The sequence below is a fragment of the Mycobacterium sp. RTGN4 genome, assembly GCF_033804635.1.
Lineage (GTDB): Bacteria > Actinomycetota > Actinomycetes > Mycobacteriales > Mycobacteriaceae > Mycobacterium.
Window position 1 is genome coordinate 212583 of sequence record NZ_JAPZLB010000010.1, and the last position, 26207, is coordinate 238789.

Below are 26207 nucleotides of genomic sequence, written 5' to 3' on the forward strand. Positions count from 1 at the left end.
GGGTGTCAATGGCGTCGTGGAATGCCGCGAATGATTCAGTGCTCATGCCCCGAATGTCCAGAGTGATCGCCCGGCATGGGCATGCTTTCGGGGACGGCTGGCTCGGGCGAGTTCCGATCGACGACGCGAAGCCTGCGCATCATCTCGTGGTCTTCGTGATCGAGCATGTGGCAGTGCCACACGTAGCCCTGAAGATTCGAGCCATCCGGGCCGACGAACGGCTCGTCTGGGTCGAAGCCAAGTTCGGCTGCGGTGGGGAAGCGCACAAGGATGCGGGTGAGCTGTCCACGTGGACAGCGGACGGTGTCCTTCCAGCCGGTCTCGTACGGTGCCGGTGGCTCGAGCGGTCCTGTCACGTAGTTCTCTGCCGACGGCGCCCATCGCTCGCCGACGCGGATGTGCATGCCCTGTTCCAAGGCGAAGCGCGGATGGTCGTAGTTCTGCCGACCGATCACCCGGAACTGAATCAAGTGGACGTGGATCGCATGGACCTGGAGCGTGGCATCGGCGTTGATGAGGTTCCACTGCTGCACGATGCCCTGCGGTGCCATGTCGACGTCGGGACTGTCGAACGTGAGGTTGTCGAGGTTCATGATGATCCACGACATGAGCAGGCCCTTGGTGTACAAGCTGCTGTTGAGGGTGTGATCGACGACCTCCGCGGGTGGCAGCGCCAGCGGAGGCAGCGCCGCCGGCTTGCTGGCCGTACCTCGGAGCGTTCGTGGGACCGTGGTGAACTTGCCGACGCGCTCAGTTGCCTCGAACTGCATGACTTCTCGGACCGCCGCGCCGCCCGGCATCTGCCCGAACAGTGAGATTTGCATCAGGTTGATCAGCTCGACGGCGTCGCCCGGTTGGAACCCGGAGAAGTCGACCAGGATGTCGTAGCGCTCACCCGCGGCCATGTCGAGAGCTCCGACGAGAGCGGGTTCGTCGAGCAGTCCGCCATCGCTGCCGATCACCCAGAACGGCATGCCGTTCGAGAAGCTGATCCGGTAGTCGTTGAGCTGCGATGCCTGCACGATGCGGAAGCGGTACACGCCCCGGTCCACCATCAGGTTCGGCCAGGCCTTGCCATTGACCACGATGACGTCGCCAGCGAGGCCGCCGCCCCACAGGTGCTCGAAAATCGGTGTGCGAACGCTGTTGTAGCGCATACCGCCGTTGCGGTAGAACACTTTGTCCGAGATCACCAGGGGAATCTCGTGATCACCGGCGGGCAACCCCAGTGGGTTGTCGTCCCTTCCGGTGTCGAATTCGTCGCGCACCCAGTTACGGGGCAGCGAGCCCGGCGTACACGTTGAGTCGAGTCAGCCCCATCGAATGATCGTGGTACCACAGCGTTGTCGCCTCGAGATCGTTGGCGAACCGGTAGTCGTAGCTCTGCCCCGGAAGCATGCACGACGTGGGGTAGCCGTCGTCAACGGGCCGATTGGGCGCGCCGTGCAGGTGGATGACCAACCGAGGGTGAAGCTTGTCCTCGTTGCTGGCGCCGTGCACCCTGCGGTCGATGTACTCGGACAGGATGTGCGAGCCGAGTCCGTTGACGAATGTCGTCACGGTGTCCTCGCCGCGGTGCGCTTCGATGACCGGGCCCAGGTGGCTGACGCCGTCGAAACCCCAACTGGGCGCGGGCAACATGTCGCGATGGAACTGATGAACACCTTCCGCGGCGACGAGCTGGCCACCCAGTGGACGCCGCGGAAGGATCGGAAGCTGGTCGACGTACTTCTCCAACTTCGGGGACTGGAATCCAACGATCGAATAGTCCGGAAGTGACGGTTGGTCGTGCTCGGTGGACGGCCAGTACGGGGGTTCGTCTGCGCGCGCGACCCGGCCGAACGCGGCGGTCGCCATCAGGCTGCCTGCGCCCAAGGCGGTCGTCGTCAGCATTCGGCGCCTGCTCAACAACGGATCCGGTCCCCGAAAAAGTGACACACATCTCCATACCACACGGTATGGTATGGAGATGTTGAAACGGCTGAGCTTCGCGGCGTCGTGGGTGCCCACGGCGCGAGCCCAATCCATCAGCGCGAACTCGTCTCGGCGACGCGCGGTGATCGAGTTGGCGATCATGACCACCGCGCTGGTGGCCGCGGCCACGCTGTCGTTGACGGGTTCGTAGCTTGGGCTGTGCCACCTCAGGGTCGGAGCATGAAGTCCAAGAAGCGCTCACGCTGAACGGCGCTGAGCGGCTGGGGTTTTGAGCCCGCCAGCGTGAGGAAACCGATACCGGCCGCGAAGGTAGTGCCGGCCCGCAACCCGGCCTCCTCGGGCTCGAAGCCGAGGTCCAGGAACGCCTGCCGCACTGCGCGCATCACCCGGCGATCGGAGGCGTCGACGCTCGTGGCGACGATCTTGTCCGACCGGGCCCATTCCCGCATCGCGCGTTCCAACTTCCAGTGGCGTGGATCGACGAGCGACGCCATCAACATGGACAAGCGTTCATGCGGCGGGCGGTCCCGAATCTGGGTGTAGACATCGTGCTCTGGACCACGTTGCGCGCCCCATGAGTCGATCAGTGCTGCGCGGTACGTCGCCAAATCGGTGAAATGCCAGTAGAAACTGCCCTTCGTGACTCCGAGGCGTTCGCTGAGCCGGTCGATCTTGAGCGACTGCAACCCATCCTCGGCGAGGATTGAGTAGCCAGCCTGGAGCCAGTCGTCGACCGACAATCGGCTGCTACCTGGTGGGCGGGTCGCCATTCTCGGCAGCCTACGTCGACGCTCGCCGGATCACCGCCCGCGAGCTATTGATCGAGGTCGACGCGCACGGTCAGCAGGTTGGTTCCGAACGTCCGCACACCGAAGGCGTTCACCTGCGACTGCGTCGCAAGCCGCGCATGTGGGTCGTCGTCAGGGAGCAGATGGGCGGTCCCGCTGCGCCACGTCCCACGTAGTCGCAGCCGCACGCGGGGGTCTGCCTGGATGTTGCGGACATACTGTGACTTTTCCCCGAATTCGGATACGAACCAGAACTGATTGCCGACGAGTTGCCCGCCCAGTGGGGTGCGGCGGGGTTCACCGGACTTGCGGCCGGTGGTCTCGAGCAGGGTCTGGAACGGGTTCCGTCGCATGAGCGGGTTGGCCACCCGCTTCTGGAAGAAATTGGTCACCGATGCGTTGGGCATGCCGCTCATTCCACACCATCACCGGGGACCGCTGCGGCGCGCGCCGCCCCGATCGCTTCGGAACGCATCTGCTCGCGTTCTTCAGGCGTCCACCGTGTGGTCGGCTCGACGACGAACGTGGAAACGGTGTAGCCGAGCATCGTGAACACGTATTCGAGGTAGGGCCGCTGGAAGTCCACGAGTTCGGGATGGCGTCCGTCGTAGGCACTGCTGCGAGTCAGGATGAGTTGCAAGGGCTTTCCATCGCCAAGCGCGCCGACGTGTTCGCCGCGGTCGTTGAGCGTGAAGCTTGCGACGGGCTGCACGATGACGTCGATCCACGCCTTCAGCGCGTGCGGCACGCTCCAGTTCCACATCGGCGAGCTCACCACCAGCCGGTCGAAGCCGCGCACCCGCTCGATCTCGGCAAGCACGTCCTTCCATAGCCGTTTCTGCTCGTCGGTGATGCGCTCGCCGAACAGCTTTGCGAACTTGGCGACGGCGACGTCCTGGCCGACGCGGAGTGCGTCGTCGTCCCACACGGAGAACCGCTCGACGTCCGTTAGCCCGGCCTCGTCGAGATACGCCTGTGCAAGCTGCGACGACAGCGCGTCGTCGCCCTTGGGGCTCGCCTCGACCCACAGGGTGCGCGTCATACCATCGCCGTCCGTGGAATCTTCAACCCGAGGGCCAGTGCGCCCGCGAGTTCGCGGCTGGTGTCGGGGTCGAAGATGACATGCCCGGAGAGCACGTCGACGTCGCGCTTGAACCGCTGCAGTGGGCTGTCGAGGAAGTGGACGCTGGCACCGGACGCCTCGAGCAACGAGCCGATCACGGCACGGGACTCGGCCACGATGTGGGCGGCGGCCAACCGGGCCTCGCCGCGCACCGGACGCGGCACGGGATCGCCCGTCGCGACGATGGTCTCGAGCTCGTCGACGGTGTCGGCCAGGAGTCCGCGTAATGCGCGCAGGCGTACGCGGGCGTCGGCAAGCCGCGCCTGGGCGATGGGCTTGTCCTTTTGCACGACGCCCTCATAGCCCAGCACCCGGCTGGCCAGACGTTCGGCGTATAGCTCCGTCACGCGCTCGGCGCTTCCGAAGGCGGGCATGGCGGCCAGCAGCGCCAACGCAGGCACCATCGGCCATCGGTACGTCGCCGAATCGTGCAGCTCGGCGCCTGGCGCGGTTCCGCCGTAGATGTCGGCGACGTGGACGAGCCGGTGTTCGGGCACGAATGCATCGGTGACCACTACATCGTTGGATCCGGTGGCGCGCATGCCGTCGGTCTGCCAGACGTCGGAGATGGTGAAGTCGGATGCGGGCAGCAGGGCGAGCGCCGGATAGATCCCGTCGTCGGGGCCACACAAGCATCCGACGATGAGCCAGTTGCCGTGCATGACGCCGGTGGCCCACGACCACCTACCCGTCAGCCTGATCCCGCCGTCGGTTGGCGCGCCGCGGCCCGTCGGCGCCAATGGGGCCGGCGCCAGGAAGGGACGGGTGGCGAAGGCTTCTTCCTGCGCCTGCTCGCCGAACAGCGCCAACATCCAGTTGTGCAAGGTGTAGAAGCCAATGGTCCAGGCACTGGAGGTGCAGCCATGGGCCATCCGCCGGACCGGATCGAGGATCGCGGGGAAGTCGGCCTGCTGGCCACCGAAGCGTTTGGGCACCAGGAGTTGGGTCAGGCCGGAGGCCTCGAGGTCGGCGATCGTGGCGTCCGGCAGGCGCCGAAGGTGCTCCGCGTCGCGAGCGCGCTCGGCGAGCCGGTCGACGAATGCATCGGTGATTCCGTCGCTTGATTCCATCCCGGCGACGCTACCATACCTTTAAGTATGGAAACTAGCGGGCGAGCATGAGCTCCACGAATCGTTCGCCCCTGGCGGCATCCCTGGTCGCCGGCGTCGGGCCCGAGAGATGGAGGAAGCCGATGCCCGCCGCGAACGTCGCATTGGCTCGCATGTCGGCGTCCTCGGCGTCGAAGCCAAAGTCGACAAAGGCCTTTCGCACTGCCCCGAGTAGCCGACGATCGGCGGCACGCACGCTCTCGGCAACGGATTCATCGGACCGCGCCCATTCCCGCATCGCCCGCTCGAGCGTCCAGTGCCGAGGGCTGACCAGCGACGACATCATCTGCGACAGCCGTTCGCGTGGCGGTAGGGCGGCCATGTCATCGAAGGTTCGGCGATCCTCGTCACGCAGCTCACCCCACGACCCGACCAGCGCGGCACGGTAGCTGGGCATACCGTCGAAATGCCAGTAGAAGCTGCCCTTGGTGACCCCGAGCCGATCACAAAGCCGGTCGATCTTGAGCGCTTTGATGCCTTCTTCGGCGAGTAATGCGTACCCAGCCTGCACCCAGTCGTCCAACGCCAGCCTGTTGCCGGCGGCGCCGCGAGAACTCGCCATGAGCGGCAGCCTACGGCCCGTGAACAGCGCCGGACTGACGGCGACGTCACTTTGCCGATGGGCTAGCAAACGGCATTCTTACCGTTGCGGGGGTGGATCATGACATTGGCCACATGTTTTACTGCGTGTCTACAAGTAAATACTCAGGTACGTCTGCTATTCGCGGCTGAGCTCGGTTCACGGTAACGACCGATGCTGCGACGGCGATGCAGACGGCAGGGGTGTACGAGTTACCCGTCACAGGAACTGGATGGTTCATTGATGTTGGTTCACGGAATTCTCGGGCGCTGGGCGCGCCGACTGCTCATTGCGACCGCGACGGTGCTCCTGCTGCCTGCAATCGGCCTGCTGGGCAGCAGCGCGACCGCGAGCGCGTTCTCCCGTCCTGGTCTGCCGGTTGAGTACCTTCAGGTGCCGTCCGCTTCCATGGGGCGCGAGATCAAGGTGCAGTTCCAGAGCGGCGGCGCCAACTCGCCTGCGGTCTACCTCCTCGACGGCCTGCGTGCCCAGGACGACTTCAACGGTTGGGACATCAACACTCCGGCCTTCGAGTGGTACCTCAACTCGGGTCTGTCGATCGTCATGCCGGTCGGCGGGCAGTCCAGCTTCTACTCCAACTGGTACAAGCCTGCTTGCGGCAAGGCCGGCTGCCTGACCTACAACTGGGAGACATTCCTGACCTCCGAGCTGCCGAACTATCTGGCTTCCAACAAGGAGGTCAAGTCCGGCGGCAGCGCTGCAGTCGGGTTGTCGATGGCGGGCGGCGCTGCGCTGGTCCTATCGGCGCACCACCCCGGCCAGTTCGTTTACGCGGGCTCGATGTCGGGCTTCCTCAACCCGTCCGAGGGTCAGTGGCCCGGCTTGATCAACCTGTCCATGGGTGACGCAGGCGGATACAAGGCGAACGACATGTGGGGTCCTGCCGAGACCGATCCGGCGTGGCAGTACAACGATCCGATGGTGCAGATCCCGACGATCGTCGCCAACGGCACCCGCATCTGGGTCTACTGCGGCAACGGCACCCCAAGCGAACTGGGCGGCAACAACATTCCCGCCAAGTTCCTCGAGGGCCTGACCGTGCGCACCAACCGCACGTTCCAGGACAACTACATCGCGGCGGGCGGCACGAACGGCGTCTTCAACTTCCCGGACACCGGCACCCACGACTGGCCGTACTGGGGCGCGCAGCTGCAGCAGATGAAGCCCGACCTGATCAGCCACCTGCTCTGAGCGCCAAGGGAAGCGGGCGGGTCAGAACCCGCCCGCGACCCGCACCACCGCACGACCGGAGTAACGGCCCGCGCGAACCTCGTCGATGACGGACACCACGTCCTTCACGTCGACGTCGTGCGCCACGTCGGAAAGGTGCTGCGGCCGAAGGGAATCGCCGAGCAGCTTCCACAGCGCGCGACGCAGCCCGATGGGCAATAGCACCGAGTCGATGCCCAGCAGCGCCACCCCGCGCAGGATGAACGGCATCACGGTGGTCGGTAACGCCGCTCCGCCCGTCAGTCCGCTGGCGGCGACGGCGCCGCCGTACTGCAGCGTGCTGAGCACGTCGGCCAGCGTGGTGCCGCCGACGCAGTCGATCGCGCCGGCCCAGCGGGTCTTGCCCAGCGGCCGTGGCTTCGCATCGGGATCCTCGGGCAGCCGACCGATGACTTCCGCGGCGCCAAGCGCCTTCAAGTCGGCGGTCGCCTGCGGCTTACCGGTCGAGGCCACCACGTGATAACCGGCCGCGGCCAGCAGGTCGATGCTGACCGAACCGACACCTCCGGTGGCACCGGTGACGACGATGGGACCGTCATCGGCCCGGATACCGCGGTCGAAGAGCGCCTGCACGCTCATTGCGGCGGTGAATCCGGCCGTCCCGATCGCCATGGCATCCCTGGCATCCAGCATGCCGAGCGGCACGATCTGGTCGACGGGCAGGCGGGCGTACTCGGCGTAGCCGCCGTGCTTGCCGGTGCCGATGTCGTAGCCGTGGGCCAACACCCGGTCGCCGACCGCGACGTCGGGCGAGCGTGATTCGACCACCTCTCCGGCCAGGTCGATGCCCGGCACGATCGGGTAGTCCCGCACCACGCCACCTTTGGGTGTCACGGCGAGCGCGTCCTTGTAGTTGACGCTGGAGTACTCGACCCGGATGGTCACGTCGCCGGGCGGCAGATCCTTGGCCTCGAGGGTTTCAACCGCCGTCGAGATGTGTTCGCCGTCCTGGCGCGCGACCAGTGCCTGAAAGGTATCCATGGGTGCCGACGCTAGCGGGTCGGCATTCCTTGGACGGCTACTTGAGCTCGGCTGAGGACAAACCAAGAAGTCGGCGTGCGATGACCAGCTGCTGGATCTGCTGGGTGCCCTCGAAGATGTCGAGGATCTTGCTGTCGCGTGCCCACTTCTCCAGCAGCGTCTGCTCGGAGTAGCCGGCCGTTCCGGCCAACTCGACGGCCTTGAGCGTGATGTCGCTGGCGACGCGGGCGGCCTTGGCCTTGCCCATCGAGGCTTCCTTGGAGTTCGGAATCTTGTTGTCGGCCTGCCACGCGGAACGCACCGTCAGCAGGTAGCCCGACTCCCAGTCCGCCTCCATGCGCAGGAATTCCGCTGCGGGCGCACTCTGGGCATGAGCAGGCTTGTCGTAGTCGATCTCGATGCCCGCGTCGGTGAGGATCGTGCGCAGCTCCTCCAGCGCGGCGCGCGCGACGCCCACCGCCATGGCCGCGACGATTGGCCGGGTGTTGTCGAACGTCTCCATGACGCCCGCAAAGCCCTTGTCTACCTGAACATCCGGATTGCCCAGCAGGTTGTCCTTGGGAATGCGCGCGTTGTCGAACCGGATCACCGCGGTGTCGGACGCCTTGATGCCGAGCTTGTGCTCCAGTCGTTCGACTGTGACGCCGGGATGTTCGCGCGGCACGACGAAGGACTTGATCGCCGCACGGCCCTTAGACTTGTCCAGCGTCGCCCACACCACGATATGCGTCGCGCGCGAACCCGCGGTGACGAAGATCTTCTCGCCGTTGATGATCCATTCGTCACCGTCGAGCTTGGCGGTGGTCGAGACGGCGGCGGAGTCGGAACCGAAGCTCGGTTCGGTGATGGCCATGGCGGCCCACACCTTGCCGAGTCGCGCCAGTTGGTCCTCGGTGGCCACGCTCGAGATCGCGGCATTGCCAAGACCCTGGTACGGCACCGACAGCAACAGCGCGACGTCGCCCCAGGACACCTCGAGCGCATTCAACAGCGCAGACATGTTGCCGCCGTTGACGTTTGCCTTCTTGGATTCTCCACCCCCGGCGGACTCGCTGCCGCCGAACGCGTCGGCGCCCGCGAAGGAGATGGTCTTGGCCTCCGAGATTCCCTCGAACAGGGAGGCCAGCGTGTCGAGCTCGACGGGGTAGGCGTGCTCGGCGAGGTCGTACTTGCGCGAAATCGGTCGGAGCATTTCGGCCGCGCCGGCATGCCCCTTCTCGATGACGGCCTGCAGCTTCGTGGGCATTTCGAGATTGATTGCCATGTCAGAGTTTCCGTTCCTAGTCGATGTGCCGGCTACAGGACCACGACGCCCTCGGCGACGCCGAGTGCGCGAAGGTCGCGGTACCAACGTTCGACGGGGTGTTCCTTGGTGAAGCCGTGGCCGCCGAGTAGCTGAACGCCATCGAGGCCGATCTGCATGCCCTTGTCGGTGGCGATTCGCTTGGCCAGCGCGGCTTCTCGCGCGAACGGCAGGCCCTGTTCGGCGCGTGCCGCGCCGCGCCATGTCACCAGCCGGAGCCCGTCGAGCTCGGTGGCGATGTTGGCGCACATGAATGCGACGGACTGCCTGCGTGCGATCGGTTCACCGAACGCCTCGCGCTCCTTGACGTAGGGGATGACGTAGTCGAGTACCGCGTGCGACGTGCCGACGGCCAGTGCGGCCCAACCCAATCGCGCCAAGGCGATGGCCTCGGAAAAGTCCGCGTCGGTGGCCTCGTCCTCGCCGAGCCGGTTGTGCAGCGGCACTGCGACGTTGTCGAGCTCGACGCGGCCCAGCGCGGACGCCCGGACGCCCATGCTGGGGTCGGCGGTGACCGACAAGCCCTCGGAATTCGATTCGACGATGAACAGCGCAGGCTTGCCGTTGAGTTGAGCGGCGACGATGAACACCTCGGCGTCGGCGGCCGCGGGCACCAACGACTTCTCGCCGGTGATGCGGTAGCCGCCCGGAGTGCGCACGGCGGTGGTCTTCAGCGCGGTTGGATCGAACAGCGGGTGCGGCTCGGCGATCGCGACACAGGCCTGTGGGACGTGCTCGCCAGCGAACGCGGACAGGTAGGTGGCTTGCTGACCAGCGCTTCCCCAGTGGGTGAGCGCGGACGCCACGCCACCGGGCGCAAGGATCGGCAGCGCCAACCCCATGTCTCCGTAGGCGAGTGTCTCGGCGACGAGTGCGTTGGTCACGGTGCTGCGGTGCTCGGCGATGCCGTCGAAGTCCTCTGGGACGTTGATGGCGGTGATGCCCAACTCGGCGGCCTTGCCGATCAGGTCGGGCGAGTAGGTCGCTGCGGCATCGGCGTCGTAGGCGGCGGGCCGCAGAATTTCTTCAGCGAACTCACTGACCGTCTCGACGATCATCTTCTGATCGTCGTCGGGCGTCAGGTCGAAGTAGTCGCTGCCCTTGGGCCGATGGCTCTCCAACCGGGTCGCCGGCTTGCCGAGCGCCTGCACGCGCTTGAACTGACGCGTGGACGCACCGACGGCGGAGAACGCGGTCTTGACGCCGTAGCGCAGGCCGCGGTTGAGCGGATCGCGCAGGCCGTAGCGGTCGAGGAATTCCTGGCCGAGCAAGGGCGTGATCAGCGCCATCCCGACGTCGGTCGGTGTCCGCTTATGACGTTGAAGGCCGACGGCGCTCTCTTTTCCGGAACGCCGTGGACGCTGAAGGTTGCCGTTCTTCGACGGCAGGGTGTTGGTCATGTTCGCAGCCTCGCTTCGTTGGGGCAGTGCACCTGACCGTATCTTACTCCGGAGTAAGGTACCTGGATTGTGTTGCTAAGGTCACACCACGTCTGCGCAGTTAGAGCCGGGCCAGCACACGATCGTGCAGCAGCCCGTTGGTGGCGACCGCACTGCCGCCGTGCGGGCCAGGGGAGCCATCGACGCTGGTGAAGCGCCCTCCGGCTTCGCGCACCAGGATGTCCAGCGCAGCGAGGTCCCACAGTTTCACCTCGGGCTCGGCGGCGATGTCGACGGCGCCTTCGGCCACCAGGCAGTAGGACCAGAAGTCGCCGTAGCCGCGCACACGCCAGACGGCGTCGTTGAGGTCGAGGAACTTCGCGCGGCCGTCGTCCCAACCCGTCGTCAGATCGGAGAACGACAGACTCGCCGAGCCGAGCTCGTCGACACCGGACACCGATATTCGCCGCGACTTCCCTCCGAACGACGTGAAGGCCCCAGTCCCGGCTCCGGCCCACCACCGTCTGCCTAACGCGGGCGCACTGACCACCCCGACTTGGGGCACTCCGTCGACGAGCAGCGAGATGAGCGTCGCCCATACCGGGACGCCGCGAACGAAGTTCTTGGTGCCGTCGATCGGGTCGAGTACCCATTGGCGACCCGCGAACACCGCTGTGCCGCCGAACTCTTCACCCAGAAGCGCGTCCTCGGGCCGCTGCGCGGAAAGCGTCGCGCGCAACGCCTCCTCGGCGCCCCGGTCGGCGTCGGTCACCGGTGTCAGGTCTGGCTTGGTCTCGATTCGCAGGTCCAACGCGCCGAACCGCTCCATCGTCAAGGCATCGGCCTCGTCGGCCAGCTGCAAGGCGAGCTTGACGTCATTTGCCACTGAGCTCATGGCTGCAGTCCTACCATGGCCGGGTGTGGGAAATCGCGATGGTGTTGCTGTTGGTCGGGGCGCTAGTACTGCTCCTAGGTCCGCGGTTCATGCGTCGTAGACCCCGCACCGGCGAACAGGCCCACGGCACGTTGCTGGTCACCGGTGTCAGTCCACGACCCGATGCCGAAGGCCAGCAGTTCGTCACCATCAGCGGCCTCATCACCGGACCTACCGTCAACGAGCATCACGTCTATCAACGGTTGGCCGTCGACGTGAACAGCTGGCCTTCGATGGGCGCGTTGATACCGGTCGTGTACTCGCAGAAGAACCCCGACAATTGGACTTTCGCGCCTGCGGCACCACCAGAACCGCCGCCGTCGTATGGGCCGACCAACTAGGCGGCGAACAGCTTGTCGATTTCGGTGCGGAGTCGACCCTCGAGCAGACTGGCCCGCACGATCTGGATGCCAGGGAGCAGCGGCGGTGCCTGCGACCAATGGCGTGCACCGGTCGGTGTGGTGTATTCGGCTGTGTGACAACCATCTTCGTCGCTGGCGGTGGTGACCTTCCAGCCGGGCGCTTCCTTGGCATAGTTGCACGCTTCGCACGTGCCGAGGCCGTTCACCACGTTGGTCTTGCCGCCGCGGGCATCCGGGGTGGCGTGGTCGGTGTGGCGTATCGGCGCGTCGCAGTACGGCGTGCGGCACGTGTCGTCGCGCAGCGCGATGTAGTGCGCCAGGCCCTTGGGAAACAGCCGGGCGCGAGACTCCATGGCGACCAGTGCTCCTGAATCCGGATGGCAGTACAGCCGACGCAAGCTGGCGCGCGACCGCTCGTCGGTGACTGCGTCTGACACCAACCGGCGCGCGATGGCCGCGGGCAACGGCCCGTAGCCGGAGACCTTGGCCGGGGTGGCGTCGCCGGCCAGCAGGCTCTCATCGGAGATCACCAGGTTCACCGCGATGGGCATTGGTGAGTCAGCCGGACGTCCGGTGACGCGCTCCACCAACGTGTCGGCCATGACCTGACCGCGTCCACGTCCGTCACCGCAACTGTCGGCGGAACGCTTGAGCGCGGCGTAGACCGAGACGCCCTGGGGCATCGGCAGCAACGCGGTCACGTACGACATGGTGTCGGGCGCGGGTCGGATGGTCACGGTGCGTTCGGCCTCCGCGCGCACCGCACGGTCCACTACGGCCTGGGGATCGAGTCGGTAGGCGATGGCCTTGGCGCCCGCCGCGATCCTTGCGTCGCCACGCCCTTCCAACGCCTTCTGGTTGGCACACAGTTCGGCATCCAACCGCCGCCGATCCTCGACGCTCAGGCATGCCGACTCCCGCACGATCAGCGTGGCCCGCCACTCCGAGAGCACCCCGGCCTCCAACGCGGCCAGGGTGTGAGGCATCTCGTGAACCAGCGCGCGGGCGAACCCGAGGTGCCGCCCGCCCTGGTTGGGGGAGTCGCGGCGCGCCAACGCGATCTCACTGGCCAAGCCCTTGCCCCGCTTTGCCGCAGGCACCCCGGCATACGCCTCGCGCGCCCGCCGGGAGGCGTCGAAGGCCGCGGTCGCTTTCGCTTGTTCGGCGGCTGCGGCAGACTTCGCCCGTTCCAGTTCCGCGATGCGCGCTATCAGCGCCGCCTCGTCGGCATCCGGATCGAGCATGCCCAGTTCGAACATACGTTCGATACTAGCAAGCGGGTATGACCACGTCGAGAATCTATTCACAGGAGTCCAGATGCCATTGCCCGACGGATTGCTTGACCTACTTCGTAAGCCAAGCCCGTGCTTCGTCGCCACCCTGATGCCCGACGGCTCGCCACAACTCACCCAGACCTGGGTGACCACCGACGGTGACCACGTCGTACTCAACATCGTCGACGGCATGCAGAAGGCGAAGAACCTCGCCCGCGATACCCGCATCGCGCTGAACGTCGTCGACCCCGACGACGTGTTCCGCTACTACGCCGTGCGCGGCCGTGTCGTCGCCACCACCACCGAAGGCGGGCGGCAGAGCATCGACGAGATCTCGCACAAGTACCTCGGGATCCCGTACCCGAACTTCAGCGGCAACCCGAACGAGACCCGTGTGCTCATCACGATCGAGGCCGACAAGGTCACGCCGCCGGCCCGCGGCTGACCAGCTCAGCCGTGGCCGATCCGGAGTAGTTCTGCCACGCTCGTCAGCTTCACCCGCGGCCTGCCATGAGGCGCACCCGACGATCGCTCGTGTTCGTCGATCAGCTTCCAGTGGTCGTCGGTCACCAGCTTGGGCTGCCGCGACAGCAGCCACTCGACGAGCGCCTCGGAATGATCGTCGGCGAATTCGGTCAACGTCCGCCCCTCGAGATCGGTGAGCAGGGTGTCGACCGTCGCGGCCGAGTCCTTCTTGTTGCTACCGATCACGCCGGACGGACCGCGCTTGATCCAGCCGACGACGTACTCGTTCGGGCTGCCCTCGATCCGGCCGTCGGTGTGGGGGATGGTGCCGGACCGGTCGTCGAATGGCAGGCCGGGTGTTGGCACGCCCCGGTAGCCGACCGCGCGCACCACCAGTTGTGCGGGCAGCTCTTCGCGCTCGCCGGTGTCCTTGGCGATCAGTCGTCCGTCCTCGTCGACCAGTTCGTTGTGACCGAGCACGATCGACTCGACGCGCTCGTCGCCCTTGAGTTCGATGGGTGAGGTCTGGAATCGAAACACGATGCGGCGCTTGGCTCCCTGCGGCGCAGTAGCTGCATAGCCACGCATCACCTTCACGTTTTGCTTGACGGTCTTGCCCGCGGCCTCGAGGGCCTCGTCGGTGATTGACTCGAAGTCCGCCGGGTCGACGATCACGTCTACGTCGGCCATGGCCTCGAGATCACCGAGTTCGCGCAACTCCAGCGTGGTGAAGGTGGCCTGAAGGGGCCCGCGGCGGCCGATGACAACGACCTCCTCGACTCCGCGTCCGTGCAACGACTCCAGTGCGTGGTCGGCGATGTCGGACTTCGCGAGCTCGTCGGGGTCGCTCACCAGGATGCGTGCCACGTCCAACGCGACGTTGCCGTTGCCCACGACGATGGCCCGACCGGTGGATAGATCGGGCGTCATCTCCCCAAAATGGGGGTGGGCGTTGTACCAGCCCACGAAGTCGACGGCGGCGATACTCCCCGGCAGGTCCTCGCCGGAGATTCCGAGCGGTCGATCCGACTGCGCCCCAACCGCGTAGACCACGGCGTCGTAGCGCTCGGCGAGTTCGGCCGCCGCCACGTGCTCGCCGATCTTGATGTTGCCGAAGAAGCGGAAACGTGGATCGAGCGCCGTCTTCTCGAACTGGGCGCTGATGGTCTTGATCTTCGGATGATCGGGAGCGACGCCCGAGCGCACCAGACCCCACGGCGTCGGCAGCATCTCCAGCATGTCGACGCGCACGTCGTGATGCTCGGTCGCGTCGGCGAACTTCAACAGCGAGGCGGCGGCAAAGTACCCCGAGGGGCCGGAGCCGACGATCGCCACGTGATATGGGCGCATATGAGAAGCCTTTCGAGGGCTACTGGTGCTGCCCGACTGGCGCGCAAGGGGCTGTCGCGGACGTCGCCGAGCGGGTTACTCCGCCGATGCTAAACCCCCGTGATTGGGATCCCGCGGCCAACGCGCTAAGCGTCCCGCCATGCGATCGGTACCCTGAACTCCCGTGGATCCCGACCTTCAAGCTGATATCGCCGCACTCTCCGCCACGCTGACGACGGTGGAGCGGGTGCTCGATGTCGACGGGCTGCGGGCCAAGATCGTCAATCTGGAGCAGGAGGCGTCCGATCCCAAGCTGTGGGACGACCAGACGCGCGCTCAGAAGGTGACCAGCGACCTGTCGCACACCCAGTCCGAACTCCGTCGCGTCGAGGAGTTGCGCGGCCGGATCGACGACCTACCGGTGCTCTACGAGATGGCCTCCGAGGAGGAGGGGGCGGGCGCCGCGGATGCGCTCGCCGAAGCCGATGCCGAGCGGTCCAAGCTGCACGCCGACATCGAACAGATGGAAGTTCGCACGCTGCTGTCGGGGGAGTACGACGAGCGGGAGGCCGTCGTCACCATCCGTTCGGGCGCCGGCGGGGTGGACGCCGCCGACTGGGCCGAGATGCTGATGCGGATGTACATCCGGTGGGCGGAGAAGCACGACTACGGCGTTGAGGTCTTCGACACGTCCTACGCCGAAGAGGCGGGCATCAAGAGCGCGACGTTCGCGGTCCACGCGCCCTATGCGTACGGCAACCTGTCCGTCGAGCAGGGCACCCACCGCTTGGTGCGGATCAGTCCGTTCGACAACCAGGGTCGCCGCCAGACCTCGTTCGCCGAAGTCGAGGTGCTGCCGGTGGTCGAGACCACCGACCACATCGAAATCCCGGAAGGCGACCTCCGCGTCGACGTCTACCGCTCCAGTGGGCCAGGTGGTCAGTCGGTCAACACCACCGACTCGGCGGTTCGATTGACCCACATTCCCACCGGTATCGTCGTGACCTGTCAGAACGAAAAGTCGCAGTTGCAGAACAAGGTTTCGGCGATGCGCGTTCTGCAGGCAAAGTTGTTGGAACGCAAACGTTTAGAAGAACGCGCCGAGATGGATGCGCTCAAGGGTGACGGCGGAAGTTCGTGGGGCAACCAGATGCGCTCGTACGTGTTGCACCCGTACCAGATGGTCAAAGACCTGCGCAACGACTACGAGGTAGGCAATCCAGCGGCAGTACTCGACGGCGACATCGACGGCTTCCTGGAAGCGGGAATCCGTTGGCGCAATAGGAAAGATGACGAATAAAACGTACGTAGCAATCCAATTCGCGCAACGCTGGCACGACTTCTGGCGGGGCGGCTTCGGCGAGTGGATTATCACCCGCGGCCTTCGCATCGTGATGCTGGTGATCGTCGCGATCCTGGCGGCCCGCTTCATCAATTGGGCGGCACAGAAGATCACCCGGCGCATCGACGCCCAATATCAGGAAAGCGATCAGCTGGTTCGTAGCGAGAGCACCAAGCACCGGCAGGCGGTCGCATCGGTGATCTCCTGGGTGTCGATTGCGGTGCTCCTGGTGATTGTGCTCGTCGAGATCACCGACATCATCGCCATCCCGGTCGGCTCGCTGGTGGCACCCGCGGCCGTCCTGGGCGCAGCGCTCGGCTTCGGCGCGCAACGCATCGTCCAGGACCTGCTGTCGGGCTTCTTCATCATCACCGAGAAGCAGTATGGGTTCGGCGATCTGGTCTCGCTGACCGTGGCAGGCATCGCGTTGCCCGCGGAAGGCACCGTCGAGGACGTCACGTTGCGCGTCACCAAACTGCGCTCCAGTGAGGGTGAGGTGTTCACCATCCCGAACGGTCAGATCGTCAAGACCGTCAACCAGTCGAAGGACTGGGCGCGGGCCGTCGTCGACATTCCGGTGCCCACGACGGCAGACCTCAACAAGGTCAACGACGTGCTGCATCAGGTCTGCGACAGCGCGATGGAGGACAAGCAGATGAGCGCGTTGCTACTCGATGCCCCGCAGCTGATGGGCGTCGAGTCGATCGAATTGGACACCGTGAACCTGCGCATGGTGGCGCGCACCCTGCCTGGCAAGCAGTTCGAGGTAGGCAGGCGGCTGCGCGTGCAGGTGGTCCGCGCGCTTCGGCGCGCGGGCATCGTCGCGCCGGGCGAGGTCACGCCAACCATCGGGGCGATTTCTGCGACCGCCAGCGCCGCGGTCGAGCCGCAGCGGCCGGTGGGTGACGAGTGAAGTTCACGCTGCGCAAGGTGGGCGAAAACCACGGCTGGCCCAACTACCTGTTCTGGGGGCGGATGCGCTCCTCGACATTCGCGCTCATCGCCGCCTTCTTCTTCACGTCGTGGCTCTATCAGCACTACCAGCCGCCGGCGCCCGCCCCGGCCGAAGAGCCTGCCCAGATCGTCCCGCCGGGGTTCGTGCCCGATCCCGAGTACACGTGGGTGCCGCGGACCAACGTCCAGGAGCGGCCGAAGTACACGACCACGACGACCACGACGACCGAGCCCACTCCGACGGAGAGCGAGTCGCCGACCCCTCCGACGTCGAGCGACACCGAGCCGACGACCGTCGTCGACCCCGATGGTCCAGGGCCGTTGCCCGCGACGACCACCTCGACGTCGCCGCTGCTTCCGGTGCCCAATAGGTCGGGGACGCCAACGACGAACCCGAGCATTACGGCAATTCCAGGGCTGGGACCGGTGACGACGACCCCGCTGGCGCCCGGGTAGTCCAGGGCACGGCCGACGTCCGGCTACACTGGCGTGCCGTGATGATCACCCTCGACCACGTGAGCAAGCAGTACAAATCCTCGGCACGGCCAGCCCTGGACAACGTCTCACTCAAGATCGACAAGGGCGAGTTCGTCTTCCTCATCGGGCCATCGGGTTCGGGCAAGTCGACGTTCATGCGTCTACTGCTCGCCGAGGACACCCCGACGCACGGTGACATCAGGGTTTCGAAGTTTCACGTCAACAAGCTGGCAAACCGCCACATCCCCAGCCTGCGCCAGGTGCTCGGATGCGTGTTCCAGGATTTCCGCTTGCTGCAGCAGAAGACGGTGTTCGAGAACGTGGCCTTCGCGCTCGAGGTCATCGGCAAGCGCGCGGACGTCATCAACCGGGTCGTGCCGGACGTGCTGGAGATGGTGGGGTTGTCCGGTAAGTCCAACCGGCTGCCCACCGAACTCTCCGGCGGCGAGCAGCAGCGCGTGGCCATCGCCCGCGCCTTCGTCAACCGGCCGTTGGTGCTGCTGGCAGACGAGCCGACCGGAAACCTCGATCCCGACACCAGCAAGGACATCATGGATCTGCTCGAGCGGATCAACCGCACGGGCACGACGGTGTTGATGGCCACCCACGACCACCACATCGTCGACTCGATGCGCCAGCGCGTCATCGAACTCGAACTTGGCCGCCTGATTCGTGACGAACAGCGCGGCGTCTACGGAATGGATCGATAAGTGCGCTTCGGCTTTCTAGTCAACGAAGTCCTCACCGGGCTTCGTCGCAACGTCACGATGACCGTCGCGATGATCCTGACGACGGCCATCTCGATCGGCCTGTTCGGTGGCGGGCTCCTGGTGGTCCGGTTGGCGGACAGCTCCCGTGACATCTACCTGGATCGCGTCGAGAGCCAGGTCTTCCTCATGGACGACGTCTCGGCCAACGATCCCAACTGCGACGCTGATCCGTGCCAGGCGCTGCGCAAGACCATCGATGATCGCAACGACGTGAAGTCAGTGCGCTTCTTGAGTCACGAAGACGCCTACAACGACGCGATCAAGAAGTTCCCGCAGTTCAAGGAAATTGGGGTCAGCAGGAACACCTTCCCCGCGTCGTTCATCGTCAAGCTCAACGATGCGGAGAACCACAAGGAGTTCGACGCCGCGATGCGGACTCTGCCCGGCGTACAGAACGTGACCAACCAGAAGGACCTCGTCGACCGACTGTTCTCGATGCTCGACGGGATGAGCAATGCCGCCTTCGCCGTGGCATTGGTGCAGGCGATCGGTGCGATCCTGTTGATAGCCAACATGGTTCAGGTTGCGGCCTACACGCGCCGGAACGAAGTCGGCATCATGCGGCTGGTCGGGGCGAGTCGGTGGTACACGCAGCTGCCGTTCCTCGTCGAGGCGATGCTGGCCGCGTTCATCGGGGTGGTGCTGTCGATCATTGGCCTGATCCTGGTGCGGGTCTTCTTCCTGGAAGACGCGTTGAGCCAGTTCACCAAGGCCAACTTGATATCCACGATCGACTATGCGGACATCCTGTACATCGCGCCGATCCTCTTGTTCGTCGGGGTGGCGATGGCCGGCGTGACTGCTTACGTGACGCTGCGAATATACGTGCGGCGTTAGCGTGGCCAAGAAGGCCGCCACCGGGGCAGCGAAGTCCGGCAAGAACAAGATCGTCGCGACCAATCGCAAAGCGCGGCACAACTATTCGATCCTCGATACGTTCGAGGCCGGAATCGCGCTGATGGGTACCGAGGTCAAGAGCCTGCGTGACGGTGCAGCGTCGCTCGCCGACGCGTTCGCCACCGTGGACGACGGCGAGATCTGGCTGCGAAACCTACACATCCCCGAGTACACCCACGGCACGTGGACCAACCACGCACCGCGGCGCAACCGCAAGTTGCTGCTGCATCGCAGCCAGATCGACACGCTGATCGGCAAATTGCGCGACGGGAACTTCACGCTGGTGCCGCTGTCGCTGTATTTCTCCGATGGCAAGGTCAAGGTGGAGCTCGCGCTCGCCCGCGGCAAGGAGGCCCACGACAAGCGGCAGGCGCTGGCCCGCCGCGATGCGGACCGGGAAATCCGAAACGAAATGGGCCGCCGCGCCAAGGGCAAGTCCTGACCGGGATTCTCTTCGCCCTGCTGTCGGCGGTCGGCTATGGCGTGAGCGACTTCGTCGGCGGCGTCGCGTCGCGTCGGGTGGCTGCCCTTCGCGTGGTCCTGGTGTCCTACCCGGTGGCGATGGTGTTGTTGACCTTGCTGGCCTTCGGATTTGGGGGTCACGTCTCGTCGGGCGCCGTCGTATGGGGCGCGTTGTGCGGAATCAGTCAGGCGTTCGGCGTGTGGTGGTTCTACGCGGCGCTTGGCTCAGGCCCCATCTCGGTGGTGTCGCCGCTGACGGCCATCCTGGTGGCTGGGGTTCCCGTGGTCGCCGGGGTGGCGCTGGGGGAGCGACCCTCGGCCGTCGCGTATGCCGGCATTGCGGTGGCCCTGCTGGCCGTCGTGCTGGTGAGTCGTGAAGTCCGGGACGAGGATTCGAGTCCGCACCGGTTTACCACCAAGGTCGCGTGGCTGACGGTCGGCTCGGGGCTGGCGTTCGGGCTGAACTTCGTGCTCATCGACCAGGCGCCCGTGGAGGCCCGGCTGTGGCCGCTGGTGTTCGCGCGGATCTCGGCGAGTGCGCTCGTGCTCGTCATTGCGATGGTCACCCGAAACCTGGCGGTGCCGTCCGGCGTGCCGCTGTGGTTGGCGTTGGCCGCTGGTGTGCTGGACACCATCGCCAACGTCGCGATGCTTTTGGCGCTGCAGGCGTCCATGCTCTCGCTGGCGAGTGTGTTGATCTCGTTGTATCCGGCAGCGACGGTCGCACTCGCGATGATCGTGCTGAGGGAGCGGGTGACTCGGTGGCAGGTGCTCGGGATGCTCTTGGCATTGTTTGCGGTAGCAATGATTGCGCGGGGCTGACCCCTCAGCAGCGCGTTGCTGATGTGGATCATGCTTTAGGAGCGGGCTCGTCGGTCTCGAAACCCGCGTTGATCTTGACTCGCCAACCGCAATTCGTCGGTTAGCATCAGCGCGTGCACAGGGGATTACACAGGGGATTCAAGGGTTTTGCCGTCTCGATCGCAGTGCTGACCGCTTCGGCGCTGCTATCCGTTCCACATGCCGTCGCGGCTCCGCCCGACTCTGGCGGCGGAGCTCACATCACCGACATCCAGCACGTCAATGACCGCTGGGACAAGGTGTCGGTCTACTCGCCGGCGATGGACAAGGTCGTCGTCAACGACGTACTCAAATCGCCACGTTCGGGTGCGCCCACCTTCTACCTGCTGCCGGGCATCGACGGCGGCGACAACTTGGACCCCGGTGCTGACTTCGCGCCTGGCACCAAGAGCTGGTTCGGCTTCACCGACCTTCAGGGGTTCTTCGGCAACAAGAACGTCAACGTCGTATCGCCGCTGGGTGGTCAGTTCAGCTGGTACACCGACTGGATCAATGATCGCAGCAAGCAGTACCAGACCTACATGACGCGGGAGTTGCCGCCGCTGATCAACGCGCAGTACAAGACCAACGGCAAGAACGCCGTCGGTGGCTTGTCGAGCACGGGCGGTACCGCCGTCGATTACGCGATCCAGGCGCCGGGGCTCTATCGGGCCGTCGGCTCCTACAGCGGCTTCCTGACTCCGTCCACGGGCGCCCAGAATGTCGCGTTGACGCTCAGCGGTGGCGGTGCCAACGCCGACGACATGTGGGGACCGCAGGGTGGCCCGTTGTGGGTAGCGCACGACCCGACGGTGAACGTCGGGAAGCTCAAGGGCACCGCGGTCTACGCGGCCGCATCTGGTGGCGGGCAGGGCGACGTCGACAAGTTGCCTCCGGGTTCCAACAACTTCACCGGCGGGTTCATCGAGGGCATCGTCGCCGACAGCACGCGGCAGTTCGCCGATGCCGCCAAAGCTGCCGGAGTCCCGGTCACCTATATCGTCCGGCCGCAGGGTTCCCACTCATGGGGCCTCTTCGAGTCGGAGATGCAGGAGTCGTGGAACACGACAATCGGGCCTGCACTCGGCGTGAAGTAGTCGAGGACGTAACGACGTTGGTCTTTGTCGTACCCACGGCTAGAATGGAGTGTCTTGCCGAAGTTCGGTAGGGGTGCGAGGGGCTGAACGGCTTCGACTTCGCGCATCGAATCAAGGGAAGCGTGCCGGTGCAGGCAAGAGACCACCGTAAGCGTCGATGCAACCAATTAAGCGCCGATTCCAATCAGCGCGACTTCGCTCTCGCTGCCTAAGCGACTGTGAGTCCGTCAGACCGGGAGTGCCCTCGACCCGGATCCTGGCGCCAACTAGAGGGACAAACCGATTCGTCCGGTCGCGGGACTTATCGGGACACCAAACAGCGACTGGGATCGTCATCTCGGCTTGTTCGCATGACTGAGAGATCCGAGTAGAGACAATGCGAACTGCGCACGGAGAAGCCTCGAGGGAATGCCGTAGGACCCGGGTTCGATTCCCGGCAGCTCCACCAGAAAGAAGCAGGTCAGGGACATAAGTCCCTGGCCTGCTTTCGTTGCTCGTCAATTATTCGGGGTCATGCGTTCGCGCAGATCCTGTGCGTTTCCATATGTCACAGAAGACCCATCTGTCCTGGATACGAGTAAATTCGGGGAATGTCTCCTCACCGCAGACGTAGCCCGCGGGCGGCCAGCACGCGATTTGCCGGTCGTTGGGCCGGGCTGGGCGCTTCGGCACTGTTCATCGCCCCCGCGCTACTCGTCACCCCACACGCGGCGCCGGTAGCGTCGGCCGCCGACTGCTCCGACGCCGAGGTCGTCTTCGCCCGCGGCACCGACGAGCCGGCCGGCATGGGCCGTGTCGGCGATGCCCTCGTCGACTCGCTGCGCAAGCAGGCCCCCGGCCTGAACATCGGGACGTACGCGGTGAACTACAAGGCAGGCAAGTTGCAGCTGCATGGCGGTGACGGCGCCAAAGATGCGATTTCCCACATCAAATCAACGGTGTCGTCCTGCCCCAACACCAAGATCGTCTTGGGCGGCTACTCGCAAGGCGCGAGCATCGTCAACATCGTGGCCGGCATCCCCGTCGCCGGGATCACGTGGGGCAGTGCGCTACCGCCCGAACTCGCGGACAACGTCGCGGCGGTCGCCACCTTCGGCGACGTGGCCGACCGCGCCGGCGGATCGCTGCCGAGCCAGAGCGCACTGTTCGGTTCCAAGGCGATCGACCTGTGCAACCCCAACGACCCGATCTGTCACGCCGGGCCGGGCAACGAGTGGAGCGGACACACCGAGGGCTACATCCCCGTGTACACCACTCAGGCAGCAGCTTTCGTTGCATCCAAGCTTCTGGCTGGGACCGGTCAGACAGTGCCAGGGTTCGGGCCGTCGCTGGGGTACGACCCGTCGCTGGGATATGGCTCGCAGGCGCCAGGGTATGACCCGTCGCTGGGATATGGCTCGCAGGCGCCGGGGTACGACCCGTCGCTGGGGTACGGCTCGCAAGCGCCTGGGTATGGGCCGCAGCCGGGATACGGCTCGCAAGCGCCCGGGTATGGGCCGCCGCCCGGACCGGGTTACGACCCGACGCAGGGGTATGGGCCGCCGCCTGGGTACGACCCGTCGCAACATGGGCCTGACTCGACCTCCCCCCAACTCGGATTGGTGTCGGCGGTCCACTGACGGGTCCTGTGCCGCTAGTCTTCGATCGCCATGGCTGCGCTCAATTCGTCTCGCGAGCTGATCTGAAGTTTCTGGTAGACGTGGCGTAAGTGATATTCGACGGTCTTGGGGCTCAGAAACAGGGCCACCGCAGTCTCCTTCGTCGTTCGCCCCTCGCTGAGCATCCGAGCGATCCGGATCTCCTGGGAGGTGAGCACGCCGAGGTACCCGTCGCTTCCGCGCCGAACCTTCTCGCCGGTTGCGTCGAGTTCGTTCGCGGCCACGTCCGCCCATGGGCGCGCCCCAAGCCGTTCGAACGCGTCCAGTGCGAGGCGCAGCTGAGGCCGTGCCGCCACTCGGCTGCGGTTGCGGCGCAGGGTCACGCCATAGGCGAGCCGCGTTCGGGCTTCCTCGAACAAGTCGGGACTGCCGCTGTGCAATTCGAGGGCCTGTTCGAACTGTGATGTCCGTTCGGCGGCCTCGGGGGAGGTCATCGCCACGGCGCGGTGTGCGCGCGCCAGCGCCCACGGCTGGCCCTTGTCCATGGCGCGACGCAGGTATTCACGTGCGGTCGCAGCCGCACCTGGCGTGTCGCCATTGCGCAGTTGCGCCTCGGCGAGTTCGGGCCCCGGCGCGAGATCGACGTCAAGGAAGTCGATGTCGTTCAACGTCGTCTGCAGCTCGCGATAGCAGTCGGCGGCCGCCGTCGCGTCGCCGAGGGCCAGATGCAGGTCGCCCATGGCGAACTGCGCCCACAGCTTGGCAAGCGTGACGCCATGACGCTCGGCCAGTGCGAGTGCCTCGTCGGCGTGCGCCGTGCACTCTTCGACGCGCCCCATCCGCGCCTGCAACCACGCCAGGCCAGCCAACGACACCGCAAGGCCGGTGCTCTGACCGGTTTCCCTCGTCAAGGCGATGCATTCGTCGTACCCAGTCAGTCCGGAGGCCCAGCGGTCGGTGGTCGCGTCGTCGCGGGCCATGTGGAACAGCAGAACGGGCAAGGCCCCCAACGCTGTTCGTGCCCGGTCATCGTGTACGGCTCGACTCATGAGGGCGCGCCCCGACGCCGCCTCCCGCAGGAACAGGGTGCCGATCACCGACCAGTGTGGCCTTCTGGGGTCGTGCGGGAGCTCCGGATGAATCGTCAACGCGTCGACAGCGGTTCGGATCCATTGCACGCCAGCCCCACCGGCGAGCACGCGCGCTACCCCGATCGCCATCTGACCGCGGATGCGCGCGACGTCGGTCCGGCAGTCACCGATCACTCGTTCGACGCGGTCGGCGGCTGCAAGTGCGCTTGCGGTATCGCACTCGTAGAAGGATCCGGAGATCACATCGGCCAGGCGCATCACTGTCGCGTCCGGATCTGACGACTCGCTGAGTTCTGCAGCCCGAAGCAACATTTCGCGGCCCTCGCGCAGTGATCCCGTGAGTAGCGCGAGGTTTCCCCTCAACTCGTCGATTTCGGCTAGCGTCGCGCGGTCGGTGGCCAGCGCGGCTGCCTTTTCAAGCAGACCGTCCGCTCGCTGTGGCTGCCCGGCAAGCCAGGCTGACTCCCCGGCGCCGAGCATCCGGTTCGACCGCAGCTCATGCTGCGCCGTGAGTTCGGCGGCGCGAGTGAGCGCAGCAACCGTCACCGCGAAGGCGCCACGCGCACTGGCACTTTCGGCCACGGCGTCGAGAGCACTGGCTACTTCGTCGTCGGGGCCGACGCAGGCTTCGCTGAGGTGCCAGGCGCGCAGTTCGGTTGCGGACTCCGGCAACACGGCGGCCACGGCGCGGTGAACGTCGCGGCGCAGCCCCGGTGTCGCCGTCGAATAGATCGCGGGGCGTACCAGTGGGTGACGGAACTCCACACGGCCCGCGGCCACGCTCAGCAGGCCGATTGCCTCGGCTTCCGCCAGGTCGTCGATGGTGCAGCCCAGCCCCGCAGCGGCTTGCGCGGTGGTGGCGAGCTCGCCATTCGCGATCGCGGCGACCAGCAACGCACGTCGTGCGGGTTCGGTCAACGTCGACACCCGACCTCCGAATGCCCGTGCGATCGCATCGGGAACTGCGACGGGCAACTCGGGAGGCAGCCGGGTGGCGCTGTCGAGATCGTGCGAAAGCTCCAACAGCGCAAGCGGATTGCCTGCGGTCGCACGGTGCAGTGCGGCCGCGGTGTCCGGAGTCGAAGACGTGCCGGACTCCTGGGCGATCAATGCCGTGGCGGCGTCGATTCCGAGCCCGGTCAGTTGCAGTGTCGGCAGACCTGTCGTGTACAGAATCGCGTCGGGTTCGGGTCGCGTGAAAGCGAGCAGTGCAATCGGGTCGGCCACCAGGCGGCGTGCGACGAAACGAAGAGTCTCGGCGGTCGCCGGGTCGAGAAGATGAGCGTCGTCGACGAGTAACAGGAGCGGACGGTCCTCGGCGCACCGGCTCAGCAGACTCAACGCGGCGACCCCGACCGCGAACCGCTCCGGCGCGGGACCACTGTGCAGCGTCAGCGCCACTTCGAGCGCGGCCCTCAGCTGGGTCGGCAAGTGGTCGAGCATGCCGAGCACGGGGAGCAGCAACTGATGAAGTCCGGAGAAGCCGAGGCCCGTCTCGAACTCGCTACCGGACGCACGAAGCACGCGCATCTCGGCAGTACGTGCCGTGTCCTCCAGCAGCGCGGTCTTGCCGATGCCGGCCTCACCCGCAATGACCAGCACGCCACTTTGCCGCACCCGCGCACCGGCGATCAGCGTCGCGATGCGCTGCTGCTCGGGTTCGCGGCCGACCAGCATCGATCGATCGTAGGAGAGAAAAACTAGGGGGGTCACCTGATTCGCCAGGGTGGACCGGGGTGTGACGGTGATCGTGTCGAGAAAGACATCTCACGAAGTTAAGAGTCAAGCCGCGAGTTGGAGAGGAGGTGGGAACGCAACGTGTTCGTCGTAGTGCAGGCCGGTGTGCAGGCAGTGGTGGAGTTGACC

At 65.7% G+C, this 26207-nt stretch carries 27 protein-coding genes and 1 other RNA gene; 14 read left to right on the top strand and 14 right to left on the bottom strand.

Going from position 1 to position 26207, the window contains the following annotated elements:
• Positions 1 to 35 precede the first annotated feature (35 nt).
• Positions 36 to 1268 (bottom strand): multicopper oxidase family protein, encoded by a 1233-nt coding sequence (locus SLQ30_RS22315; protein ID WP_319448601.1) that lies wholly within the window; start codon positions 1266 to 1268, stop codon positions 36 to 38.
• A gap of 4 nt (positions 1269 to 1272) precedes the next feature.
• Positions 1273 to 1893: a multicopper oxidase domain-containing protein gene (locus SLQ30_RS22320; protein WP_319448600.1), complete on the bottom strand. Its 621-nt coding sequence runs from the start codon at positions 1891 to 1893 to the stop codon at positions 1273 to 1275.
• Positions 1894 to 1969: 76 nt separating this feature from the next.
• Here SLQ30_RS22320 and SLQ30_RS22325 point away from each other — a divergent pair, with 76 nt between their 5' ends.
• Positions 1970 to 2125 carry a hypothetical protein gene (locus SLQ30_RS22325; RefSeq protein WP_319448599.1) on the top strand — a complete coding sequence of 52 codons (156 nt, stop codon included), beginning with the start codon at positions 1970 to 1972 and terminating at the stop codon, positions 2123 to 2125.
• Between the two features lie 16 nt (positions 2126 to 2141).
• Here SLQ30_RS22325 and SLQ30_RS22330 read toward each other — a convergent pair whose 3' ends face one another.
• From SLQ30_RS22330 to SLQ30_RS22350, 5 genes are read right to left on the bottom strand one after another with little or no spacing between them, the layout of a single operon-like run.
• On the bottom strand, positions 2142 to 2705 hold the full coding sequence (locus SLQ30_RS22330; RefSeq protein ID WP_319448598.1) for a TetR/AcrR family transcriptional regulator: 564 nt from the start codon (positions 2703 to 2705) through the stop codon (positions 2142 to 2144).
• Between the two features lie 44 nt (positions 2706 to 2749).
• The gene (locus tag SLQ30_RS22335; RefSeq protein WP_319448597.1) at positions 2750 to 3139 is read right to left on the bottom strand and encodes a nitroreductase/quinone reductase family protein; all 390 of its coding nucleotides are present in this window, start codon (positions 3137 to 3139) and stop codon (positions 2750 to 2752) included.
• Positions 3136 to 3765 (bottom strand): NAD(P)H-dependent oxidoreductase, encoded by a 630-nt coding sequence (locus tag SLQ30_RS22340; RefSeq protein ID WP_319448596.1) that lies wholly within the window; start codon positions 3763 to 3765, stop codon positions 3136 to 3138. The genes SLQ30_RS22335 and SLQ30_RS22340 overlap by 4 nt, the downstream gene beginning before the upstream one ends.
• On the bottom strand, positions 3762 to 4916 hold the full coding sequence (locus tag SLQ30_RS22345; protein ID WP_319448595.1) for an acyl-CoA dehydrogenase family protein: 1155 nt from the start codon (positions 4914 to 4916) through the stop codon (positions 3762 to 3764). The genes SLQ30_RS22340 and SLQ30_RS22345 overlap by 4 nt, the downstream gene beginning before the upstream one ends.
• Before the next feature lie 34 nt (positions 4917 to 4950).
• Positions 4951 to 5517 carry a TetR/AcrR family transcriptional regulator gene (locus SLQ30_RS22350; RefSeq protein ID WP_319448594.1) on the bottom strand — a complete coding sequence of 189 codons (567 nt, stop codon included), beginning with the start codon at positions 5515 to 5517 and terminating at the stop codon, positions 4951 to 4953.
• 261 nt (positions 5518 to 5778) lie between these two features.
• On the opposite strand from SLQ30_RS22350, the gene SLQ30_RS22355 reads away from it, so the two are divergent.
• Positions 5779 to 6747: an alpha/beta hydrolase family protein gene (locus SLQ30_RS22355; RefSeq protein WP_319448593.1), complete on the top strand. Its 969-nt coding sequence runs from the start codon at positions 5779 to 5781 to the stop codon at positions 6745 to 6747.
• Positions 6748 to 6768: 21 nt separating this feature from the next.
• Here SLQ30_RS22355 and SLQ30_RS22360 read toward each other — a convergent pair whose 3' ends face one another.
• The 4 genes from SLQ30_RS22360 to hisN form a co-directional block, all read right to left on the bottom strand.
• Positions 6769 to 7767 carry an acryloyl-CoA reductase gene (locus SLQ30_RS22360; RefSeq protein WP_319448592.1) on the bottom strand — a complete coding sequence of 333 codons (999 nt, stop codon included), beginning with the start codon at positions 7765 to 7767 and terminating at the stop codon, positions 6769 to 6771.
• Positions 7768 to 7804: 37 nt separating this feature from the next.
• Positions 7805 to 9031 carry an acyl-CoA dehydrogenase family protein gene (locus SLQ30_RS22365; RefSeq protein ID WP_319448591.1) on the bottom strand — a complete coding sequence of 409 codons (1227 nt, stop codon included), beginning with the start codon at positions 9029 to 9031 and terminating at the stop codon, positions 7805 to 7807.
• Positions 9032 to 9063: 32 nt separating this feature from the next.
• Positions 9064 to 10470: an acyl-CoA dehydrogenase family protein gene (locus SLQ30_RS22370; RefSeq protein ID WP_319448590.1), complete on the bottom strand. Its 1407-nt coding sequence runs from the start codon at positions 10468 to 10470 to the stop codon at positions 9064 to 9066.
• Between the two features lie 100 nt (positions 10471 to 10570).
• Complete coding sequence (gene hisN, locus SLQ30_RS22375) at positions 10571 to 11344, bottom strand: histidinol-phosphatase (RefSeq protein ID WP_319448589.1); 774 nt, start codon at positions 11342 to 11344, stop codon at positions 10571 to 10573.
• Positions 11345 to 11367: 23 nt separating this feature from the next.
• On the opposite strand from hisN, the gene SLQ30_RS22380 reads away from it, so the two are divergent.
• Entirely contained in the window at positions 11368 to 11724 is a 357-nt protein-coding gene (locus SLQ30_RS22380) for a hypothetical protein (protein ID WP_319448588.1), read from the top strand.
• Here the strand turns inward: SLQ30_RS22380 and SLQ30_RS22385 are convergent.
• Positions 11721 to 13004, bottom strand: a complete 1284-nt coding sequence (locus tag SLQ30_RS22385; RefSeq protein WP_319448587.1) for an HNH endonuclease — start codon at positions 13002 to 13004, stop codon at positions 11721 to 11723. The genes SLQ30_RS22380 and SLQ30_RS22385 overlap by 4 nt on opposite strands.
• Positions 13005 to 13062: 58 nt before the next feature.
• Between SLQ30_RS22385 and SLQ30_RS22390 the strand changes: the two genes are divergently transcribed.
• Positions 13063 to 13464, top strand: a complete 402-nt coding sequence (locus SLQ30_RS22390) for a PPOX class F420-dependent oxidoreductase (protein ID WP_319448586.1) — start codon at positions 13063 to 13065, stop codon at positions 13462 to 13464.
• 5 nt (positions 13465 to 13469) lie between these two features.
• On the opposite strand, the gene SLQ30_RS22395 is transcribed toward SLQ30_RS22390, so the two are convergent.
• Entirely contained in the window at positions 13470 to 14834 is a 1365-nt protein-coding gene (locus SLQ30_RS22395; protein WP_319448585.1) for an FAD-dependent oxidoreductase, read from the bottom strand.
• A gap of 163 nt (positions 14835 to 14997) precedes the next feature.
• On the opposite strand from SLQ30_RS22395, the gene prfB reads away from it, so the two are divergent.
• The 10 genes from prfB to SLQ30_RS22445 all read left to right on the top strand — a co-directional run bounded on the left by prfB (position 14998) and on the right by SLQ30_RS22445 (position 23271).
• Positions 14998 to 16113: a peptide chain release factor 2 gene (gene prfB / locus SLQ30_RS22400; RefSeq protein ID WP_319448584.1), complete on the top strand. Its 1116-nt coding sequence runs from the start codon at positions 14998 to 15000 to the stop codon at positions 16111 to 16113.
• Entirely contained in the window at positions 16103 to 17068 is a 966-nt protein-coding gene (locus SLQ30_RS22405) for a mechanosensitive ion channel family protein (RefSeq protein WP_319448583.1), read from the top strand. Before prfB ends, SLQ30_RS22405 begins: the two co-directional genes overlap by 11 nt.
• The gene (locus SLQ30_RS22410) at positions 17065 to 17565 is read left to right on the top strand and encodes a hypothetical protein (protein ID WP_319448582.1); all 501 of its coding nucleotides are present in this window, start codon (positions 17065 to 17067) and stop codon (positions 17563 to 17565) included. The genes SLQ30_RS22405 and SLQ30_RS22410 overlap by 4 nt, the downstream gene beginning before the upstream one ends.
• A gap of 41 nt (positions 17566 to 17606) precedes the next feature.
• Positions 17607 to 18296 carry a cell division ATP-binding protein FtsE gene (ftsE, locus tag SLQ30_RS22415; protein ID WP_319448784.1) on the top strand — a complete coding sequence of 230 codons (690 nt, stop codon included), beginning with the start codon at positions 17607 to 17609 and terminating at the stop codon, positions 18294 to 18296.
• Entirely contained in the window at positions 18297 to 19193 is an 897-nt protein-coding gene (gene ftsX, locus SLQ30_RS22420; RefSeq protein ID WP_319448581.1) for a permease-like cell division protein FtsX, read from the top strand.
• 1 nt (position 19194) lies between these two features.
• On the top strand, positions 19195 to 19695 hold the full coding sequence (gene smpB, locus SLQ30_RS22425; protein WP_319448580.1) for an SsrA-binding protein SmpB: 501 nt from the start codon (positions 19195 to 19197) through the stop codon (positions 19693 to 19695).
• The gene (locus tag SLQ30_RS22430; protein ID WP_319448783.1) at positions 19692 to 20537 is read left to right on the top strand and encodes a DMT family transporter; all 846 of its coding nucleotides are present in this window, start codon (positions 19692 to 19694) and stop codon (positions 20535 to 20537) included. The genes smpB and SLQ30_RS22430 overlap by 4 nt, the downstream gene beginning before the upstream one ends.
• Before the next feature lie 113 nt (positions 20538 to 20650).
• Positions 20651 to 21652, top strand: coding sequence for an alpha/beta hydrolase family protein (locus SLQ30_RS22435; RefSeq protein ID WP_319448579.1), 1002 nt, complete (start codon positions 20651 to 20653; stop codon positions 21650 to 21652).
• A 79-nt stretch (positions 21653 to 21731) separates the two neighbouring features.
• Positions 21732 to 22100, top strand: a transfer-messenger RNA (tmRNA) gene (gene ssrA, locus SLQ30_RS22440).
• A 142-nt stretch (positions 22101 to 22242) separates the two neighbouring features.
• Positions 22243 to 23271 (top strand): cutinase family protein, encoded by a 1029-nt coding sequence (locus SLQ30_RS22445; RefSeq protein WP_319448578.1) that lies wholly within the window; start codon positions 22243 to 22245, stop codon positions 23269 to 23271.
• A gap of 14 nt (positions 23272 to 23285) precedes the next feature.
• On the opposite strand, the gene SLQ30_RS22450 is transcribed toward SLQ30_RS22445, so the two are convergent.
• Positions 23286 to 26018, bottom strand: coding sequence for a helix-turn-helix transcriptional regulator (locus SLQ30_RS22450; protein ID WP_319448577.1), 2733 nt, complete (start codon positions 26016 to 26018; stop codon positions 23286 to 23288).
• Positions 26019 to 26207 lie beyond the last annotated feature (189 nt).

Bases quoted from the DNA above. Each gene is read 5' to 3' on its own strand.
- SLQ30_RS22320 (WP_319448600.1), bottom strand. From the start codon at position 1,893: ATGCTGACGACGACCGCCTTGGGCGCAGGCAGCCTGATGGCGACCGCC.
- SLQ30_RS22325 (WP_319448599.1), top strand. From the start codon at position 1,970: ATGTTGAAACGGCTGAGCTTCGCGGCGTCGTGGGTGCCCACGGCGCGA.
- SLQ30_RS22330 (WP_319448598.1), bottom strand. From the start codon at position 2,705: ATGGCGACCCGCCCACCAGGTAGCAGCCGATTGTCGGTCGACGACTGG.
- SLQ30_RS22335 (WP_319448597.1), bottom strand. From the start codon at position 3,139: ATGAGCGGCATGCCCAACGCATCGGTGACCAATTTCTTCCAGAAGCGG.
- SLQ30_RS22340 (WP_319448596.1), bottom strand. From the start codon at position 3,765: ATGACGCGCACCCTGTGGGTCGAGGCGAGCCCCAAGGGCGACGACGCG.
- SLQ30_RS22345 (WP_319448595.1), bottom strand. From the start codon at position 4,916: ATGGAATCAAGCGACGGAATCACCGATGCATTCGTCGACCGGCTCGCC.
- SLQ30_RS22350 (WP_319448594.1), bottom strand. From the start codon at position 5,517: ATGGCGAGTTCTCGCGGCGCCGCCGGCAACAGGCTGGCGTTGGACGAC.
- SLQ30_RS22355 (WP_319448593.1), top strand. From the start codon at position 5,779: ATGTTGGTTCACGGAATTCTCGGGCGCTGGGCGCGCCGACTGCTCATT.
- SLQ30_RS22360 (WP_319448592.1), bottom strand. From the start codon at position 7,767: ATGGATACCTTTCAGGCACTGGTCGCGCGCCAGGACGGCGAACACATC.
- SLQ30_RS22365 (WP_319448591.1), bottom strand. From the start codon at position 9,031: ATGGCAATCAATCTCGAAATGCCCACGAAGCTGCAGGCCGTCATCGAG.
- SLQ30_RS22370 (WP_319448590.1), bottom strand. From the start codon at position 10,470: ATGACCAACACCCTGCCGTCGAAGAACGGCAACCTTCAGCGTCCACGG.
- hisN (WP_319448589.1), bottom strand. From the start codon at position 11,344: ATGAGCTCAGTGGCAAATGACGTCAAGCTCGCCTTGCAGCTGGCCGAC.
- SLQ30_RS22385 (WP_319448587.1), bottom strand. From the start codon at position 13,004: ATGTTCGAACTGGGCATGCTCGATCCGGATGCCGACGAGGCGGCGCTG.
- SLQ30_RS22390 (WP_319448586.1), top strand. From the start codon at position 13,063: ATGCCATTGCCCGACGGATTGCTTGACCTACTTCGTAAGCCAAGCCCG.
- SLQ30_RS22395 (WP_319448585.1), bottom strand. From the start codon at position 14,834: ATGCGCCCATATCACGTGGCGATCGTCGGCTCCGGCCCCTCGGGGTAC.
- SLQ30_RS22405 (WP_319448583.1), top strand. From the start codon at position 16,103: ATGACGAATAAAACGTACGTAGCAATCCAATTCGCGCAACGCTGGCAC.
- ftsE (WP_319448784.1), top strand. From the start codon at position 17,607: ATGATCACCCTCGACCACGTGAGCAAGCAGTACAAATCCTCGGCACGG.
- SLQ30_RS22445 (WP_319448578.1), top strand. From the start codon at position 22,243: ATGTCTCCTCACCGCAGACGTAGCCCGCGGGCGGCCAGCACGCGATTT.
- SLQ30_RS22450 (WP_319448577.1), bottom strand. From the start codon at position 26,018: ATGCTGGTCGGCCGCGAACCCGAGCAGCAGCGCATCGCGACGCTGATC.